We start from the raw sequence: 15,808 nt of genomic DNA, 5'->3' as shown, positions 1-15,808 counted from the left end.
CTCCTTCCATTCAATTGCCCATCCGCTATCGGGGTGCCAGCAGCGTACTGGAACTCATCAAAGCAGGTTGGAACCGAACTGCGAAATCAAAGAAACAATGAAAAAGGAAACCCGGCCTTGAACACTTCAGCCATCTGCCTCTTGAGCAGTCTATTGGTTTCGATCGCTGCTTCTGCTACCGGGGTTAATCCGGTGTTCGACCTGGATTTCACCAGGTCAGCCACGGAAACGCTGAAAAAACTGCACATCAACGACGCTTGTATTATCGCCATCTCAAGTCCTGCTGCGTTTACGTTCTGCCGAGAAGGGTCATCAACGCTCTGGAAGTATCAGGCGCTGGATCTGGAGCAACAGGCGCTGATCCAGATTGGCCAAAAGCGGTCTTCGACGGACTTTCAGCAAATAACCCTTGTGGAAGTCGACAGCGTTGCTTGCGAACAGGATCACCTTGTGGAATGGGTTAAACCAACTATCAGGCATGGACTTGTCCTTGGTCTGATTACCCTGTTTCTGTTGGCCGGCCTGCGATATACCTACCGGGCGATCATGCATTGCTGTTATGACGAGGCTGGCTTTTCGAAGTTCGGCTTACAGCGATTGGACGAATCCTGGTCAACGCACAATTCAACGGTAATGGCGTTGGTCGCATGGGGTATGGCGGCAGCTATGGCATTTGTTTACTTCGGGTTTTGAACATGACCACAATTAGCGGATGTGCCGTTTCAAGACGTTCGCCATTCGATGTACTTTGACTCCGTGCAGTTCCATTCGCTGACGATTGATTGACTTGCTTGATATCCTGTTTGTTTCAGTTAATCCTGAGTTGCTGTCTACCTGAAAGGGTGGCTGGATCACCGTGAAATTCGCAATTGGAGTTTGCTCTGGATGAGAGCTGCTCGCTATTGCGCGAGTTGTGGGATGTATAACAGCTATTGATTCTGTTGATGGCTTATCCGTTGCTGATTGCGTTCGGGTTCCTGACGATGCTGGCGCTACTCCTTCCTGGATGCAGATGCTCCCTATCTTTCGATACAGAGCATCTTCGTTGAGCATCACCCTTGTTGATCGGTTTTCATACAGACTGCAGGGCACCATTCTTTATTTACAGAACGGCCGTAATGGGGTGATAACCATACGAGCGGCCTCGCTTACCAACTCACCCTCACCCCCGCATTGCCACTCACGCCTTCCAGGGCATTGGTGTCCAGATTGGTGTTGTAATCCGCCGCCAGGTACACGCTGACCGTTGACGATAACCGCGCCACCACACCCACTCCGAGATCGGCAGAGGACGATTTGTGATCACTCTTGATCCGGTCCACGTCATCATAGGTCACGGTGTCACTGCCGCCAAAGGTGCGCCAGGCGTTCGCCCGGACGTAGGGCTCGATGGGCGTGTTCTGTACCAGGTAGCGCCCTTTCAGGCGTGCACCGAGGCGACCGGTCCAGTAGTCCTGGGAGTCGAACGAGACCTTGGAAATACCGTCGTTCTGGCTGTCCATATCGATCTGCTGGTTGATCACCTGGACCTGTGGCTCCACCACCCAGTGCTCGGAAATTGCAATCGGATAGCCGGCTTCGGCGGACAACGCCAATGCATGGCCCTTGCTGTCCATCTTCACCCCACGGTCGGATTTGTTATCGCCATCCAGGCGCGTGCCCATGGCCACGAGGTCAACGTACCAGCCCACGGTTGGATCGGTGAGGGTCCAATAGGCGCCGAAGTTGTCGCCGTCGAGTTCGACCCGCCCCGAACGACGGTCCTGGAAGCCCTCGGCGAAACCTTTGACATCGCCCTGCAAGCGGCTCTGGCCGACGAACAGGCCGAAGCGTTGGATCTGCCCGCCGCTGGTTTCGGAGGCATACAGGTCATGGCCCACTTGATAGCCCTTGGTAGAACCGTCGAAGCTGGGGGACACGGTGCCGGTCCAGCTCTTGTTGAAATCGCGGCCATAGGCACGACCCCAACCGGCCGGGACGGCGCCGGTTTCGCTCAACAGGCTTTGTTCGCCCTGGCGGTCGTGGAACGTGCCCAACGCTTGCAAAGTCATCAACTGCGCGGCTGGCACCACCACCGAATACACGGGCACCTCCAGGCGGTACAGTGGAATAGGATCGGCACCTGCCACCGCTGTCGGTAATGGCGGGGTACTGACAGCAGGTTCCGGAGAGGTTTCGGCCGGGATTTGGTTGAGCGGAGGTGCAGTGGGTTCGACCGGAGCAACGGGTCTTGAAGTTGGCGGCTCCACGGGCGGTTCATCGGGCGCGACCACCGGCGGTGTCGGTGGAATCGGTGGTACCGGCACCACTACCTGCGGCACCGGTGTCGGCGGTGGTACCACCGGCGGTTGTACCGCTGCCACTGACGAGCGCAGGTACCAGTTGTTTTCCGAGCCTGCCGTTACACCGCCCTTGAACAGATAGTACTCATAGGCCCCGGCAGAAACCGAGCCTTTCAGGGCAAAGGCATCGGTAGTGCTGACTGCGCCGTTGAGCGCCTGCACCACTTCGATCCCGTTGTTTTGCGTCAGGCCGCCCAGGCCACTGAGATTGGTCACCGCCAATTGGGTATTGCCGCTGATGGTGCCGTCGGAGACCACCAGTTTGTCAGTGGCGGAAGTGTCGTCGCCGAGCACGGTTTGCAGCCACAGCTGGCCGTTGTTGCCGACGTAGTTGCCGTACACCGTCAGCGAGTCCGCGGCGCTGTTGCTGCCGGTGGTCATGTCGATGGTGCCGGCGTTGATGAGGGTCGCCCGCTGGCCGGCGGTGTAGGGTCGGATACTGCCTTGGGTCACCGCCAGCACGCTGGTGTTGTCGATGGAAGCCGTGCCGGTATTACTGGCGCTGTCGCCGAGGAAAAAGTCGCCAGCCAAGTCGAAGTGCGAATTGTTGTTGAGGTTGACGGTTTCCCAACCGATGTAGCGGGAGGCCGTATTGGAAGTGGTGTTGTCGAAGGTCAATTGATCATTGCCCAGGCCGCCGTCGATCGATGGGGTGGCGCTCAACAGGCTTTCGGTCAGGCCGCTGAGCAGCGCGGTATCGTTACCATCACCCATCAGCACGGCGGACTTGATCTGGCCGCCATTGAGCCAGTTGAAGGTGTCGTTGCCGAGGCTGGCGCGGATCTCGCCGTTTATCACGCCGCCGCTGACAGTGATGCGGTCGTCGCCGCCGCTGACACTGATATTGCCGCCAATCGTACCCCCGGTGACGATAATCCAGTCGGTACCAAATCCGGTGACGAGGTTGCCAAGGATCGAGCCGCCGGACATGTCATAGATGTTGTTGTCCAGTTTCATGTCGACGCGGCCGATGGTGCCGCTGGTTTGCTGCGCCACGTCGCCATCTTCAAAGGCGCCGACGATGGTGCCGCCGGTCATCAGGAAGGTGTCGCGGCCGTCGCCTTGGGCCAGAGACTGGATCTGCCCGCCACTCATCACAAAGTCATCGATGCCATTGCCTTGGGAAACCGCACCCGTGACCGCACCGGCACTGATACGGAAGCGATCGGCGCCATCACTCTGAGTGACGCTGCCGACGATTCGTCCGGAGTTCATGTCGACGAGGTCGGTGCCAGCCCCGGTAACAATGTAGCCGTTGATGGTACCGGTGCCGTCAATCGGGAGGGTCAGGATGTTGTTGCCCAGCAGGTCGGTCAGGCCGACAGGGCTGCTGCCACTGTCGCAGACATACGCATCGACGCCGGGGCCGGGAGTGAGTATGCAAGCCGCTTGCGCCTGTTGTACTGCCAGACTTAAAAGCGACAACGCCCCCACTTGAAGAAGTCCATTTTTTCCTGCACGCAGCGCAAGGTGCATAAGATCCCTCTTATTTGATGTCATTCTGATATTGTGTGGGGGTTTTATTTTGTAGTTATATCTAGACCATCAATACGATATCTACAAGGAAATGGGCTTGTGGTCCTTTCGTCGATTGCCCAGGACCTCGGCAGGGTGTTGCAGGCGAATAGAAAGTTAAAATCCACAACGCTGAGCTGGGAAAAATGGATGAGTTTCGCTCTTCGATTTAATACCTCTGCTGGGTATGAGTAAGACAATTCCTGTTTTTTCGCCATAAGTGGGTGGTTATATTGTCTTCCAGTTAGTTTAAATTGTTTTTTCTGGAATATATCGTGTCAAAGGTTGTGTTGTTTTTACTTTTTGGTTTTGTGTTGTCGGATTACGTGCTCGCGTCACCCAAAAAACAAATGCTTCTACAAGTGCGTCGTACATGAATTGCGGTTCAGGTCTGGCCACGGCCAAGCGTGTAGCCCAGTTGGAGGTGTGCTTCAGAGTGCCGCCATTCAGCGCCGCACCGCGAAAACTCCTCTGGCAATGGCCCGACATCACGACATAAAACATTTCACACACGGCGTCCATGCTGGTTTTTAACGTTCCCGCGACACGGCTGGCTATGGCTGGCTGATTCCATTCTTAATGCAAATAATTCCAATCGAAGTGAAAACTCATGACCGCAGGTCGTTTTTGTTTTGAGTCATTCCCGTTAGCCCAATGTCGCTGCTCATTTCGATCAATAAGTTGTCATTTACGGTCATTGAGGGATGGCGGCACGACTCTTAGTCTGTCGAACATGACTGATGGGGGCCGCAGAGCTCCCGCACTTTCCGTGATCGCTCGATGTGGAGTTACCGATGACCGCCGCTCAATACCCGCACCTGTTGGCTCCGCTGGACCTGGGGTTCACCACGCTGCGCAATCGCACCCTGATGGGTTCGATGCACACTGGCCTTGAAGAGAAACCGGGTGGCTTCGAGCGCATGGCGGCGTACTTTGCCGAGCGTGCCCGTGGCGGTGTCGGCCTGATGGTCACCGGCGGTATCGGCCCGAATGACGAGGGTGGCGTGTATTCCGGCGCGGCCAAGCTGACGACCGAAGAAGAAGCGCTCAAGCACCGTATCGTCACCCGTGCCGTGCATGACGCGGGCGGCAAGATCTGCATGCAGATCCTCCATGCCGGTCGTTATGCCTACAGCCCGAAACAGGTTGCGCCAAGTGCGATCCAGGCACCGATCAACCCGTTCAAGCCCAGGGAGCTGGACGAGGAAGGCATCGAGAAGCAGATCAGCGATTTCGTCACCTGCTCGGTACTGGCGCAAACCGCCGAGTACGACGGCGTGGAAATCATGGGTTCCGAAGGTTATTTCATTAACCAGTTCCTCGCCGCCCACACCAACCACCGTACCGACCGCTGGGGTGGCAGCTATGAAAACCGCATGCGCCTGCCGGTGGAGATCGTTCGTCGCGTGCGTGAAGCGGTAGGCCCGAACTTCATCATCATTTTCCGTCTGTCGATGCTCGACCTGGTTGAAGGCGGCAGCACCTGGGAAGAGATCGTTCAACTGGCCAAGGCCATCGAGCAGGCCGGCGCGACCATCATCAACACCGGTATCGGCTGGCACGAAGCGCGGATTCCGACCATTGCCACCAAAGTGCCGCGCGCGGCGTTCAGCAAGGTCACGGCCAAGTTGCGGGGTTCGGTCAATATTCCGCTGATCACCACCAACCGTATCAACACCCCGGAAGTCGCCGAGCAGATCCTGGCCGAGGGCGATGCCGACATGGTGTCCATGGCGCGGCCGTTCCTCGCCGACCCGGATTTCGTCAACAAAGCCGCTGAAGGTCGTGCCGATGAAATCAACACCTGCATCGGTTGCAACCAGGCCTGCCTCGACCACACGTTCGGCGGCAAGCTGACCAGTTGCCTGGTGAACCCGCGTGCCTGCCACGAAACCGAGCTCAACTATCTGCCCGTGCAGCAACTGAAGAAAATCGCCGTGGTCGGTGCCGGCCCTGCCGGTCTGTCCGCCGCGACCGTGGCCGCCGAGCGTGGCCATCAGGTGACGCTGTTCGATTCGGCCAGCGAAATCGGCGGTCAGTTCAACATTGCCAAGCGCGTTCCAGGCAAGGAAGAGTTCTACGAAACGATTCGCTACTTCAACCGCAAGTTGCAGACCACCAACGTCGAGGTGTGCCTGAACACCCGCGTCGACGTGGCCGGACTGGTCGAGGGTGGCTACGACGAGATCATTCTGGCCACCGGCATTGCGCCGCGTGTGCCGGCCATTCCAGGGGTGGAAAACGCCAAGGTGCTGAGCTACCTGGACGTGATCCTGGAGCGCAAACCGGTCGGCAAGCGCGTCGCGGTGATTGGTGCCGGTGGTATCGGTTTCGACGTTTCCGAGTTCCTTGTGCATGAAGGCGTCGCCACCAGTCAGGATCGCGCCGCGTTCTGGAAGGAATGGGGCATCGATACACACCTTGAAGCGCGCGGCGGTGTCGCCGGTATCAAGGCCGCGCCCCATGCGCCGGCCCGCGAGGTGTTCCTGCTGCAACGCAAGACGTCCAAGGTCGGCGACGGCCTGGGCAAGACCACCGGCTGGATTCATCGCACGGGCCTTAAGAACAAACAGGTGCAGATGCTCAACAGCGTTGAATACCTGAAGATCGACGATGAAGGCCTGCACATTCGCATCGGCGAAACCGGCGAAGCTCAGGTGCTGTCAGTGGACAACATCGTGATTTGCGCCGGGCAGGATCCGCTGCGCGAGTTGCATGAAGGCCTGGCGGCGGCGGGGCAGAACGTGCACCTGATCGGCGGCGCGGATGTCGCGGCAGAGCTGGATGCCAAGAGGGCGATTAATCAGGGGTCGCGGTTGGCGGCGCAGTTGTAACAGACCGGTCAAGCGTGCCAACGGCCATCGCGAGCAAGCTCGCTCCCACACTGAATCTGTGTCGTTCAGCAGATCGAAGGTGGGAGCAAGCTTGCTCGCGATGGCTGCCTTTGAGCGACTAGAATGTAATTTCTTTTTTTAGCTCAATCAGGCGCCAATGCTTCTCCCACCCTCCACCTGGTTACCCCAGGCCCCCCTCGACCCCCTTCATCTCGACTGGCTCACCCAAGCCGGCATCGAAGTGGCGGTCCTGCGTCTGGACCGGATCGACCCGCTGATCAGCGGCAACAAATGGTTCAAGCTCATCGAACACCTGAAAACCGCCGACCGCCTGGGGGCCGTAGGCATCATCAGTCTCGGTGGCGCGCACTCCAATCATCTCCACGCGTTGGCGGCGGCGGGCAAGCGATTCGGTTTTTCCACCGTCGGCCTGTTGCGCGGGCATCCTCAGCAAACCCCGACGGTCAAGGACTTGCAGGCGTTCGGCATGGAGTTGCACTGGCTGGGCTATGCAGGCTATCGAGCGAGGCATGAAGCGGGTTTCTGGCAACCCTGGCAAACCCGTTATCCGACATTGCATCCGGTGCCTGAAGGGGGAGGTGGATTACCCGGTGCTGAAGGTTGCATGCAATTGCGGGCCAGGGTTTGTACCCAATTGGCGGGCTTGGGCTGGAGTGACTATGACGGCTGGTGGCTGGCCTGCGGAACCGGCACGACCCTGGCCGGCCTGGTGCTGGCCGAAGCGGGGGATCATCCGGTATACGGTGCCCTGGCGGTGCCTGATGACCACGGGGTGGCGCAGCAGGTCGAGCGGATAGTGCAGGAAGCGGGGGTGGTCGATGCAGTGTATGAACTGTTCGAGGCCAGTCGCGGCGGGTTTGCCAAGGTTGATCCGTTGCTGCTCGACTTTATTGAAAAGACCGGGCAGGCCAGCGGCATTCCCCTCGAGCCGCTGTACACCGGTAAGGCACTCATGGCCCTCAAGCAACAAGTGGAGGCGGGCAAGTTCGCCCGTGGTACGCGGCTGATCTTTGTCCACACCGGCGGTTTGCAGGGGTGGCGGGGATTGAGTTCAAAAAACTGAGCGGCGCTGCGATCCAGTGTGGGAGCGGGCTTGCTCGCGAAGGCGGAGTATCAGTCGATTTTGTATAGCCTGACACACTGCCTTCGCGAGCAAGCCCGCTCCCACATTGGAGTTCATTGGTCTGAGAGATCGCGGTTCACGCGCTTGGGCATCATCCGCAGCAATGTGTTATCGCCCACCACATAATGGTGATACAGCCCGGCCACGGCATGCAGGCCGATCAGCCAATAGCCGATAGTGCCGCCGAGCTCATGCCAGCCCTGGAGCTGTTTGGCCAGGTCTTTGTTTTCCGCTACCAGCATCGGCAGGTCGATACCGTAGAACATCACCTGATTGCCTTTGGCGCTGGTGACCAGCCACCCGAGAATCGGCGTGACGATCATGAAAATGTACAGCGCCCAGTGCATCAGCCTGGCCAGTGTCGTTTGCCAGTGCGGCGAGGCCGGGAAGATCTGCGGCGCCGGGCCGAGGCTGCGTGCGAACAATCGCAGCCAGACCAGAACGAATACGGTCAGGCCGAGCATGAAGTGTGATTCGACGATCAGCGTGCGCGCGCCACTGCCCTTGGGAAAGAATCCGCGAAACTCGATACAGGCGTAAACCAGCACCAGCAGGACCAGCATCAGCCAATGCAGCGCGATCGATACGGTGCTGTAGCGCGACTCAGAGTTTTTCCACGGCATGGGGTGTTCCTCAGAGGTCCGGTTTAAAGCCACCGTTCTTGTCCGACGGTGTGCGTTAACTGTAATCCTGTTTCACCGGATTTGCCTGAGGCGATTGGTCGCTGGGTGTTCTGGTTCGGGTAACAGACGGAAAAAACTGTAGGAGCGAGCCTGCTCGCGATGGTGTGTCAGTCGACATCAATGTATCTGACACACCATCGCGAGCAGGCTCGCTCCTACAGGAGGGGGGCGTTGCGTTTTTTAGCTCGACTGTGGCATTTCGCCGTTGGCCAGGCGCTTGTTGATGTCGGCGATCACTTCCGGCAGATCGGTGATGGTGTCGATCATGTAATGCGGGCGTGAACCTTCGAACATTCCGTGGATGCGCTTGCGCTCGCTATCCAGTTGGTCGCAGCCCAAGGCACGATAGCCTTCGTAGTCCAGGCCCAGGGCGTTGCCCGAGCAGATCAGCGCCACAGTCCACATGCCGGCGCGGCGGCCTTCGAGAATGCCCGGCACCGTGTCATCGATCTTCACGCACGCGGCGACATCGTCGATGCCCAGGGCGATGACGTTGGCCAGCGCCTGGGCGGGCCATGGGCGACCATTCGGGACTTCGTCGGTGGCGACCACGTGGTCGGCCACGTAACCGTTGGTGGCGGCCAGTTCGACCACCTTGTCCATGACCTGTTTCGGGTAACCGGAGCAGGAGCCGATCTTGATCCCTTGCTGGCGCAGGTTGGCGATGGTCTCCAGTGCCCCGGGAATCAGCGCCGAGTGTTCGGCGATTTTTTCGATCTGCAGCGGCATGAAACGCTGGTAGATGGCAGTGACGTCATCGTCGGTCGGCGTGCGGCCGAACACTTTGCGATAACGCTCGGCAACTTCCGGCAGATCGCACAGGGTGCGGATGTGGTCCCACTTGCCCATGCCCATCGGGCCACGGGCTTCTTCGATGGACACCTGGACATCGAACTCGGCGAAGGCCTCGACGAAAATCTGCGTCGGGGCGAAGGAGCCGAAGTCGACCACGGTGCCGGCCCAGTCGAGGATGGCGGCTTGCAGTTTGGTTGGGTTGGCGTAGTTCATGGTGATCAAATCCTGTGGCAACTGGCTGATAGGGGAGCTGCTTTGGTTTGGGTGGGAGCGGGCTTGCTCGCGAAGGCGGTGTATCAGCCGGCATAAATGTCGAATGCCAGACCCTCTTCGCGAGCAAGCCCGCTCCCACAGGGGAATACGGTGGAGCTTAGATCTCTAACACTTCCATCTCGCGCAGTACCTCGCCAATCGCGGCCACGGCTTCGCGCATTTGCGCCGGGTTGACATGGCCGATGCAGCCGACGCGGAAGGTTTCGACCTGGGTCAGTTTGCCGGGGTAGAGGATGTAGCCCTTGGCCTTGACCCGCTCGTAGAATTCTTTGAACGCGTAGCGCGGATCTTTCGGGGCGTGGAAGGTGGCGATGATCGGCGCCTGGATAGCCGCCGGCAGGAAGCTGCGCAGCCCCAGTTTGCCCATCTCTTCCATCAATGCCTGGCAGTTGGCGGCGTAGCGTTCGTGCCGCGCCGGCAAGCCGCCTTCTTCGTTGTATTGCAGCAGGGCTTCGTGCAGCGCCGCGACCACATGGGTCGGCGGGGTGAAGCGCCACTGGCCGGTCTTGGCCATGTAGGCGTACTGATCCTGCAGGTCCATCGCCAGCGAATGCGAGTTGCCGGCGGCGCTGGTCAGGGATTCTTTGCGAGCGAAGACAAAACCCATGCCCGGTACGCCCTCCAGGCATTTGCCCGAGGCGGCGATCAGTGCGTCGAACGGCACTTGCTGTGCATCCACGGGCAGCGCGCCGAAGGAGCTCATGGCGTCGATGATCAGGCGCTTGCCGTGTTGCGCCACTACTTGGGCGATCTCTGGCAGCGGATTGAGGATGCCGGTACTGGTTTCGCAGTGAATCAGGGCGACATGGGTAATGTCTTGATCGGCACGTAGCAGGCGGTCGACGTCGGCGGCGGTGGTCGGCTCATCTTCTGCGGTTTCGAAGGTACTGAAGGAGCGGCCCAGCACTTCGCAGATCTTCGCCAGGCGTTTGCCGTAGGCGCCATTGATCAGTACCAGAACCTTGCCGTCCCGAGGCACCAGCGTGCCGATCGCTGCCTCGACGGCGAAGGTGCCACTGCCTTGCAGGGGCACGCAGTGGTGGGTGGCCGCGCCGTTGATGATGGCCAGCAGTTGCTCGCAGAGGCTGGCGGTCAGTTGATTGAAGCGGTCATCCCATGAACCCCAGTCGATCATCATCGCCTGACGGGTGCGGGGCGACGTGGTCAACGGGCCGGGGGTGAGCAGGATGGGTTCGGCAGTACTCATTCTCGTGTCCTCGCAATCGATGGGATGAAGCTACGGGGCTTAAATTGCAATTTGCCGTGTTATCAATCAAATTGTTTATTGTTATGCCAGCCATCAGTGAGGGTTATTCATGAACCTGTTTCAGCTCCGCGCCTTCGATGCCGTGGCCCGGGAAGGCAGTTTTACCCGGGCGGCGGCGCGGCTGTTCATCAGCCAGCCGGCGGTCACCGGGCACATCAAGGCCCTGGAGGAGCACTACCAGATCACCCTGCTGCGCCGCACCGCCCGACGGGTGGAGCTGACGGAGGAGGGCACCAAACTGGCGGCAATCACCCGGGCGATGTTCGGCCTGGCCGAAGAGGCGCAGGTGATGCTCGAAGCCAACCGGCAATTGCTGACCGGGCGTCTGGAGGTGGCGGCGGACGGCCCGCACATGGTCATGCCGATGCTCGCCAGCCTGCGCGCGCGCTATCCGGGGATCACGGTGAACCTGCGCCTGGGCAACGCCCAGGAAACCCTGGCGGCGCTGCTGTCCGAACATGCCGACGTGGCGGTGCTGACCGAGGTCGAGCCGCGCAAGGGCCTGCATCTGCAGGCGCTGAACGAATCGCGGATTTGCGCGCTGGTGCCCGACGGGCATCCTTGGGCGCAGAAGACTAAAGGCGTGCAGCTCAAGGAACTGGATCAGGTGATCATGGTGCTGCGCGAACCGAGTTCGATTACCCGGCGCACCTTCGATGAGGCTTGCGCCCAGGCCAGGGTCAATCCGCGGGTGTTGCTGGAACTGGACAGCCGCGAAGCGGTGACCGAGGCGGTGGCCGCCGAACTGGGGGTGGGGGTGGTGTCGTCGGTGGAGGTCAGCCACGATCCACGGGTGGCGGCGGTACCGATCATTGGCGAGGGGTTGGTGAATCGGCACATGATTGGTTGTATGGAGCGGCGCAGGGATTTGCGCTTGATTCAGGCGTTTTTCGGGTTGGCACCCGTCAGGTAGACCGAGGCGCGGCCTTCGCGAGCAAGCCCGCTCCCACATTTAACCGAGTTCCTCCTGGAGAAATGCGATCAAATGTGGGAGCGGGCTTGCTCGCGAAGGGGCCGGACCTGCTTACATAAGACTCTCGCGCACCATCTCAAGAAACGTCGCCACCACCCGCCGTGAACTCTGCTCGCGCAAGCACACCAACGTCTCGGTCAACCGCCGCTTGCAATCGATAATCGGCAACGCACACACCCGCGAATCCGCACCAAACTCGGCAGCCGACACCACGCCAACGCCAATCCCCACCACCACCGCCTCTCGAGCTGCCTCGCGGCCTTCAACCTGAATCGCCGGCCGAATGCGAAACCCGGCCCCCGCCATTTCCTCCTCCAGCGTCTGCCGGGTCACCGAACCGATTTCCCGCAATACCAGTGGCGTGTCGTCGAGGTCGGCGAGGGTGATGGATTCGCGGTCGGCCCACGGATGATTGCGCGACACGAACGCCACCATCGGGTCGTTGCGCAGGGGCAGTGAAATCAGGCGTTCATCGCTGACATCACGACCCAGCAATGCAAGGTCGGCCTGGTAGTTGAACAGTCGAAACAGCGACTCATCGGTGTTGCCGGTTTCGATCTTCACGCTGATCCCGGGGTAGCGTTCGCAGAACCGGGCAATCTGCGGCAGCACGTGCACCGGTGCATCCACCGCCAGAATCAGGCTACCGGTCTGCAAGGCCTGGGATTCCTGAAGCAGTTCCTGGGCTTCCGCCTCGATCACAAAAAGCCGCTGGGTAACGCTCAACAGACGCTCGCCCAGATCGGTCAGGCGCACCGAGCGTTTGTTGCGGTGAAACAGCAAAACACCGTAGCGCTCTTCGAGCTTGCGCACCTGGTCGGAAATCGCCGGTTGCGTCAGAAACAGGCGTTCGGCGGCCTTGGTAAAGCTTCCATGGACCGCCACGGCGTGGAAAGCTTTGAGCTGGGCGTGGGACACCGACATGGGAATCTCCAGTAACAAGCTGAACTTATATTTGAAATACGATAAATCGATTTCACTTATTAATCAGTAATTGTTTTTATCCACCTCAGCCCCGCTGACTGGTCAGTCGAACAGCAGCGGGTGCCATGAGCCTGTGCGTGCAACTACAGGACTCATCTGACCGGTATCCGCCGTAGGGACAGGGCGATATCGCAGTGCTCAACAATAAAAAACACAGGCGTTTTCTTCCAATTCTGCCGGCACACTCACACCCTGAGGTCAGAACCACAATGAACAAGCACATCGGCACCATCAAGCGTTGGCGCGTGCAGATCTTCGCGATCACCTGGCTCGCCTACGCCGCGTTCTATTTCACCCGCAAAGCATTCTCGGTCGCCAAACTCGGTATTGGCGAAGACCCGACCTTCATGCTCGACAAAATGGCCATGGCCAACCTCGACGCCATCTACCTGACGGCTTACGCCGTCGGTCAGTTCACCTGGGGCATCCTCGCAGACCGTTTTGGCCCGCGAGTTGTGGTGCTCGGCGGGTTGCTGATTTCCGCCGCCGCGGCGCTGGTGATGGGCAACTTCGCAACGTTACCGATTTTCGCTACCTGCATGCTGATACAAGGCCTGGCGCAGTCCACCGGTTGGTCGGGGCTGTGCAAGAACCTCGGCAGCTTCTTTCCCTCCGAGCAACGCGGACGGGTATTGGGCCTGTGGAGTTCCTGCTACGCCTTTGGCGGCCTGGTAGCCTCGCCGTTTGCCGGTTGGTGGGCGTACACGCTCATCGGCAGCTGGCATGCGGCGTTCATTTCCAGTGCGGTGGTGGTTGGGCTGGTCGCCGTGCTGTTTTTTATTTTCCAACGCAACAAACCGGAGGACGTCGGCTTGCCGGCGGTGGAGCCGGAGCCTGAGCTGACCGCCGAACAAGCCGAGGCGCAAAGCAAAATCAGCATGTGGGAGCCTTTGAAGGAAATCCTGCGCAACCGCACGGTGCTGGTATTGGGATTGGCGTACTTCATGCTCAAGCCGGCGCGCTACGCGATTCTGCTGTGGGGGCCGGTGATCGTCTTCGAACAGATGCCTTCGGTGGGCAAGGTCGGCGCGGCGATCATTCCGACTGCGTTCGAGCTGGCCGGGTTGCTCGGGCCAATCCTGATTGGCCTGGCCTCGGACAAACTGTTCGGCGCCCGGCGCATGCCGGCTTGCGTGATCAGCCTGCTGGCGCTGACGGTGTCCCTGGCGTTTTTCATGGGCGCCCTGCATACCGGCAGCGTGCTGCTGGTGGTGGCGCTGCTGTTCGTCATGGGCCTGACCCTCTACGGACCGGACTCGATGATCAGCGGCGCGGCCGCCATCGACTTCGGCACCGCCAAGGCCGGCGCCACGGCAGCCGGTTTCGTTAACGGCTGCGGTTCGGTCGGGGCGATTCTCGGCGGGCTGCTGCCAGGCTACTTCGACACCGTTACCGTGTTCATCGTCTTCGCCGGCTGCGCCATGTTCTCGGCGCTGGTATTGATCCCGCACTGGAACAGCCGCCCCGGTGGCCTGGGCACTCACTTCGCCTACGTGCCCAATCAGGCGATGACCATCAAACCCCTGCGTACCTGAATCCTGTCCCTCGTCGCCTGCTGCACCTGCGGCAGGCCGGCGTGTGGGCCACTGACCGGAGATTGACCCCATGAGACCCTTTTGGCTGGACCAGGCCTTGAAGGCTGATGCATCCGAAACCTGTCCGCCACTGGAAGGCGACGCCCGCGCCGATGTCTGTATCGTCGGCGGTGGTTACACCGGGTTGTGGACCGCGATCATGCTCAAGGAGCAGAACCCCGAACTGGATGTGCTGCTGATCGAAGCGGACATCTGCGGTGCCGGGGCCAGTGGACGCAATGGCGGTTGTGCGTTGTCGTGGTCGGCCAAGTATTTCACCCTCGAACGTTTGTTCGGCGTCGAAGAAGCCGTGCGTCTGGTCCAAGAGTCCGAGCGCAGCATCCATGCCATCGGCGCCTTCTGCGAACAGTATGGGGTGGACGCCGATTACCGCCTCGATGGCACCCTCTACACCGCGACCAATCGCGCGCAGGTCGGCTCGACCGACGCTGTGATCGTGGCGCTGGAGCGCAACGGCATCAACTCGTTCACCCAGCGGCCGGTGGCCGATGTGCAGCGCATGGCCGGTTCCAGCAAACACCTGGAAGGCTGGTTTTCCCCGGCCGCGGCCAGTGTGCAGCCGGGCAAACTGGTGCGTGGCTTGCGCCGGGTAGCCCTGCAGCTGGGGGTGAGGATTCATGAAAACACCGCGATGACCGGGCTGGAGGAGGGCCGGCCAGCGGGCATTCAAACCCCCAAGGGCATCATTCGCGCCGACCGCGTGGTGCTGGCGATGAACGCCTGGATGGCCCGGGCGTTTCCGCAGTTCGAACGCAGCGTGGCGATCGTTTCCAGCGACATGCTGATCACCGAGCCTCGGCCGGATTTACTCGACGAAATCGGTCTGACCAGCGGCGTCACGGTGCTCGATTCGCGGATTTTCGTGCACTACTACCACAACACGCCGGACGGCCGGATCATGCTCGGCAAGGGCGGCAACACCTTCGCCTATGGCGGGCGCATGCTGCCTGTGTTCGATCAGCCATCGCCTTATGCCGGCCTGTTGCAGAGCAGTCTCGCGGATTTCTTCCCGGCGTTTGCCGACGTCAAGGTCGAGGCGACCTGGAACGGTCCATCGGATCGATCGGTGACCGGGCTTCCGTTCTTCGGGCAGATGAGCGCCAGTGGCAATGTGTTTTACGGTTTCGGCTATTCCGGCAGCGGCGTCGGCCCCTGCCACATGGGCGGGCAGATTCTGGCGTCGATGGTTCAAGGCCTGGACAACCCCTGGACCCGTTCGCCGCTGGTCAATGGCCCTCTGGGCTTTTTCCCGCCGGAGCCGATTCGCTATATCGGCTCGCTGATGGTGCGCAACGCCATCCGCCGCAAGGAGCGCGCGGAGGATCACGGGCATCGGCCACGGCATCTGGACGTGCGTCTGGCGAAGTTCGCTGCTGCAGCCGGCAAGGCTGACAAGGTTTGAG

The 15,808-nt window shown here is 60.2% G+C and carries 12 protein-coding genes; 6 read left to right on the top strand and 6 right to left on the bottom strand.

Annotated features, from left to right (window positions below; all coding sequences use genetic code 11):
* Positions 1-117: 117 nt before the first annotated feature.
* Positions 118-693 (top strand): hypothetical protein, encoded by a 576-nt coding sequence (locus tag PspS34_RS18490; RefSeq protein ID WP_159390266.1) that lies wholly within the window; start codon positions 118-120, stop codon positions 691-693.
* Between the two features lie 455 nt (positions 694-1,148).
* On the opposite strand, the gene PspS34_RS18485 is transcribed toward PspS34_RS18490, so the two are convergent.
* Together PspS34_RS18485 and PspS34_RS18480 are read right to left on the bottom strand one after the other, a co-directional pair.
* The gene (locus PspS34_RS18485) at positions 1,149-3,818 is read right to left on the bottom strand and encodes an autotransporter outer membrane beta-barrel domain-containing protein (protein WP_154861378.1); all 2,670 of its coding nucleotides are present in this window, start codon (positions 3,816-3,818) and stop codon (positions 1,149-1,151) included.
* A gap of 288 nt (positions 3,819-4,106) precedes the next feature.
* On the bottom strand, positions 4,107-4,379 hold the full coding sequence (locus tag PspS34_RS18480) for a hypothetical protein (protein ID WP_154861377.1): 273 nt from the start codon (positions 4,377-4,379) through the stop codon (positions 4,107-4,109).
* A 272-nt stretch (positions 4,380-4,651) separates the two neighbouring features.
* On the opposite strand from PspS34_RS18480, the gene PspS34_RS18475 reads away from it, so the two are divergent.
* Complete coding sequence (locus tag PspS34_RS18475) at positions 4,652-6,691, top strand: NADPH-dependent 2,4-dienoyl-CoA reductase (protein WP_154861376.1); 2,040 nt, start codon at positions 4,652-4,654, stop codon at positions 6,689-6,691.
* A 157-nt stretch (positions 6,692-6,848) separates the two neighbouring features.
* Positions 6,849-7,775: a pyridoxal-phosphate dependent enzyme gene (locus PspS34_RS18470; RefSeq protein ID WP_154861375.1), complete on the top strand. Its 927-nt coding sequence runs from the start codon at positions 6,849-6,851 to the stop codon at positions 7,773-7,775.
* A 113-nt stretch (positions 7,776-7,888) separates the two neighbouring features.
* Here the strand turns inward: PspS34_RS18470 and PspS34_RS18465 are convergent, their stop codons facing one another.
* The 3 genes from PspS34_RS18465 to PspS34_RS18455 all read right to left on the bottom strand — a co-directional run bounded on the left by PspS34_RS18465 (position 7,889) and on the right by PspS34_RS18455 (position 10,793).
* Entirely contained in the window at positions 7,889-8,458 is a 570-nt protein-coding gene (locus tag PspS34_RS18465) for a cytochrome b (RefSeq protein WP_154861374.1), read from the bottom strand.
* Between the two features lie 240 nt (positions 8,459-8,698).
* Positions 8,699-9,526, bottom strand: coding sequence for a phosphonoacetaldehyde hydrolase (gene phnX / locus PspS34_RS18460; protein WP_102671614.1), 828 nt, complete (start codon positions 9,524-9,526; stop codon positions 8,699-8,701).
* Between the two features lie 157 nt (positions 9,527-9,683).
* Positions 9,684-10,793, bottom strand: coding sequence for a 2-aminoethylphosphonate--pyruvate transaminase (locus PspS34_RS18455; RefSeq protein ID WP_154861373.1), 1,110 nt, complete (start codon positions 10,791-10,793; stop codon positions 9,684-9,686).
* Between the two features lie 109 nt (positions 10,794-10,902).
* Here PspS34_RS18455 and PspS34_RS18450 point away from each other — a divergent pair, with 109 nt between their 5' ends.
* A complete protein-coding gene (locus PspS34_RS18450) occupies positions 10,903-11,766 on the top strand; it encodes a LysR substrate-binding domain-containing protein (RefSeq protein ID WP_154861372.1) in 864 nt (287 codons plus the stop codon).
* Between the two features lie 111 nt (positions 11,767-11,877).
* Here PspS34_RS18450 and PspS34_RS18445 read toward each other — a convergent pair whose 3' ends face one another.
* Complete coding sequence (locus PspS34_RS18445) at positions 11,878-12,750, bottom strand: LysR family transcriptional regulator (RefSeq protein ID WP_090456685.1); 873 nt, start codon at positions 12,748-12,750, stop codon at positions 11,878-11,880.
* A 269-nt stretch (positions 12,751-13,019) separates the two neighbouring features.
* Here PspS34_RS18445 and PspS34_RS18440 point away from each other — a divergent pair, with 269 nt between their 5' ends.
* Positions 13,020-14,345, top strand: a complete 1,326-nt coding sequence (locus tag PspS34_RS18440; RefSeq protein WP_154861371.1) for an MFS transporter — start codon at positions 13,020-13,022, stop codon at positions 14,343-14,345.
* Between the two features lie 70 nt (positions 14,346-14,415).
* The gene (locus PspS34_RS18435) at positions 14,416-15,807 is read left to right on the top strand and encodes an FAD-dependent oxidoreductase (RefSeq protein WP_154861370.1); all 1,392 of its coding nucleotides are present in this window, start codon (positions 14,416-14,418) and stop codon (positions 15,805-15,807) included.
* Position 15,808 lies beyond the last annotated feature (1 nt).

It is taken from the genome of Pseudomonas sp. S34, assembly GCF_009866745.1.
GTDB lineage: Bacteria > Pseudomonadota > Gammaproteobacteria > Pseudomonadales > Pseudomonadaceae > Aquipseudomonas > Aquipseudomonas jessenii.
This window is presented reverse-complemented; position numbering and strand designations above follow the sequence as displayed.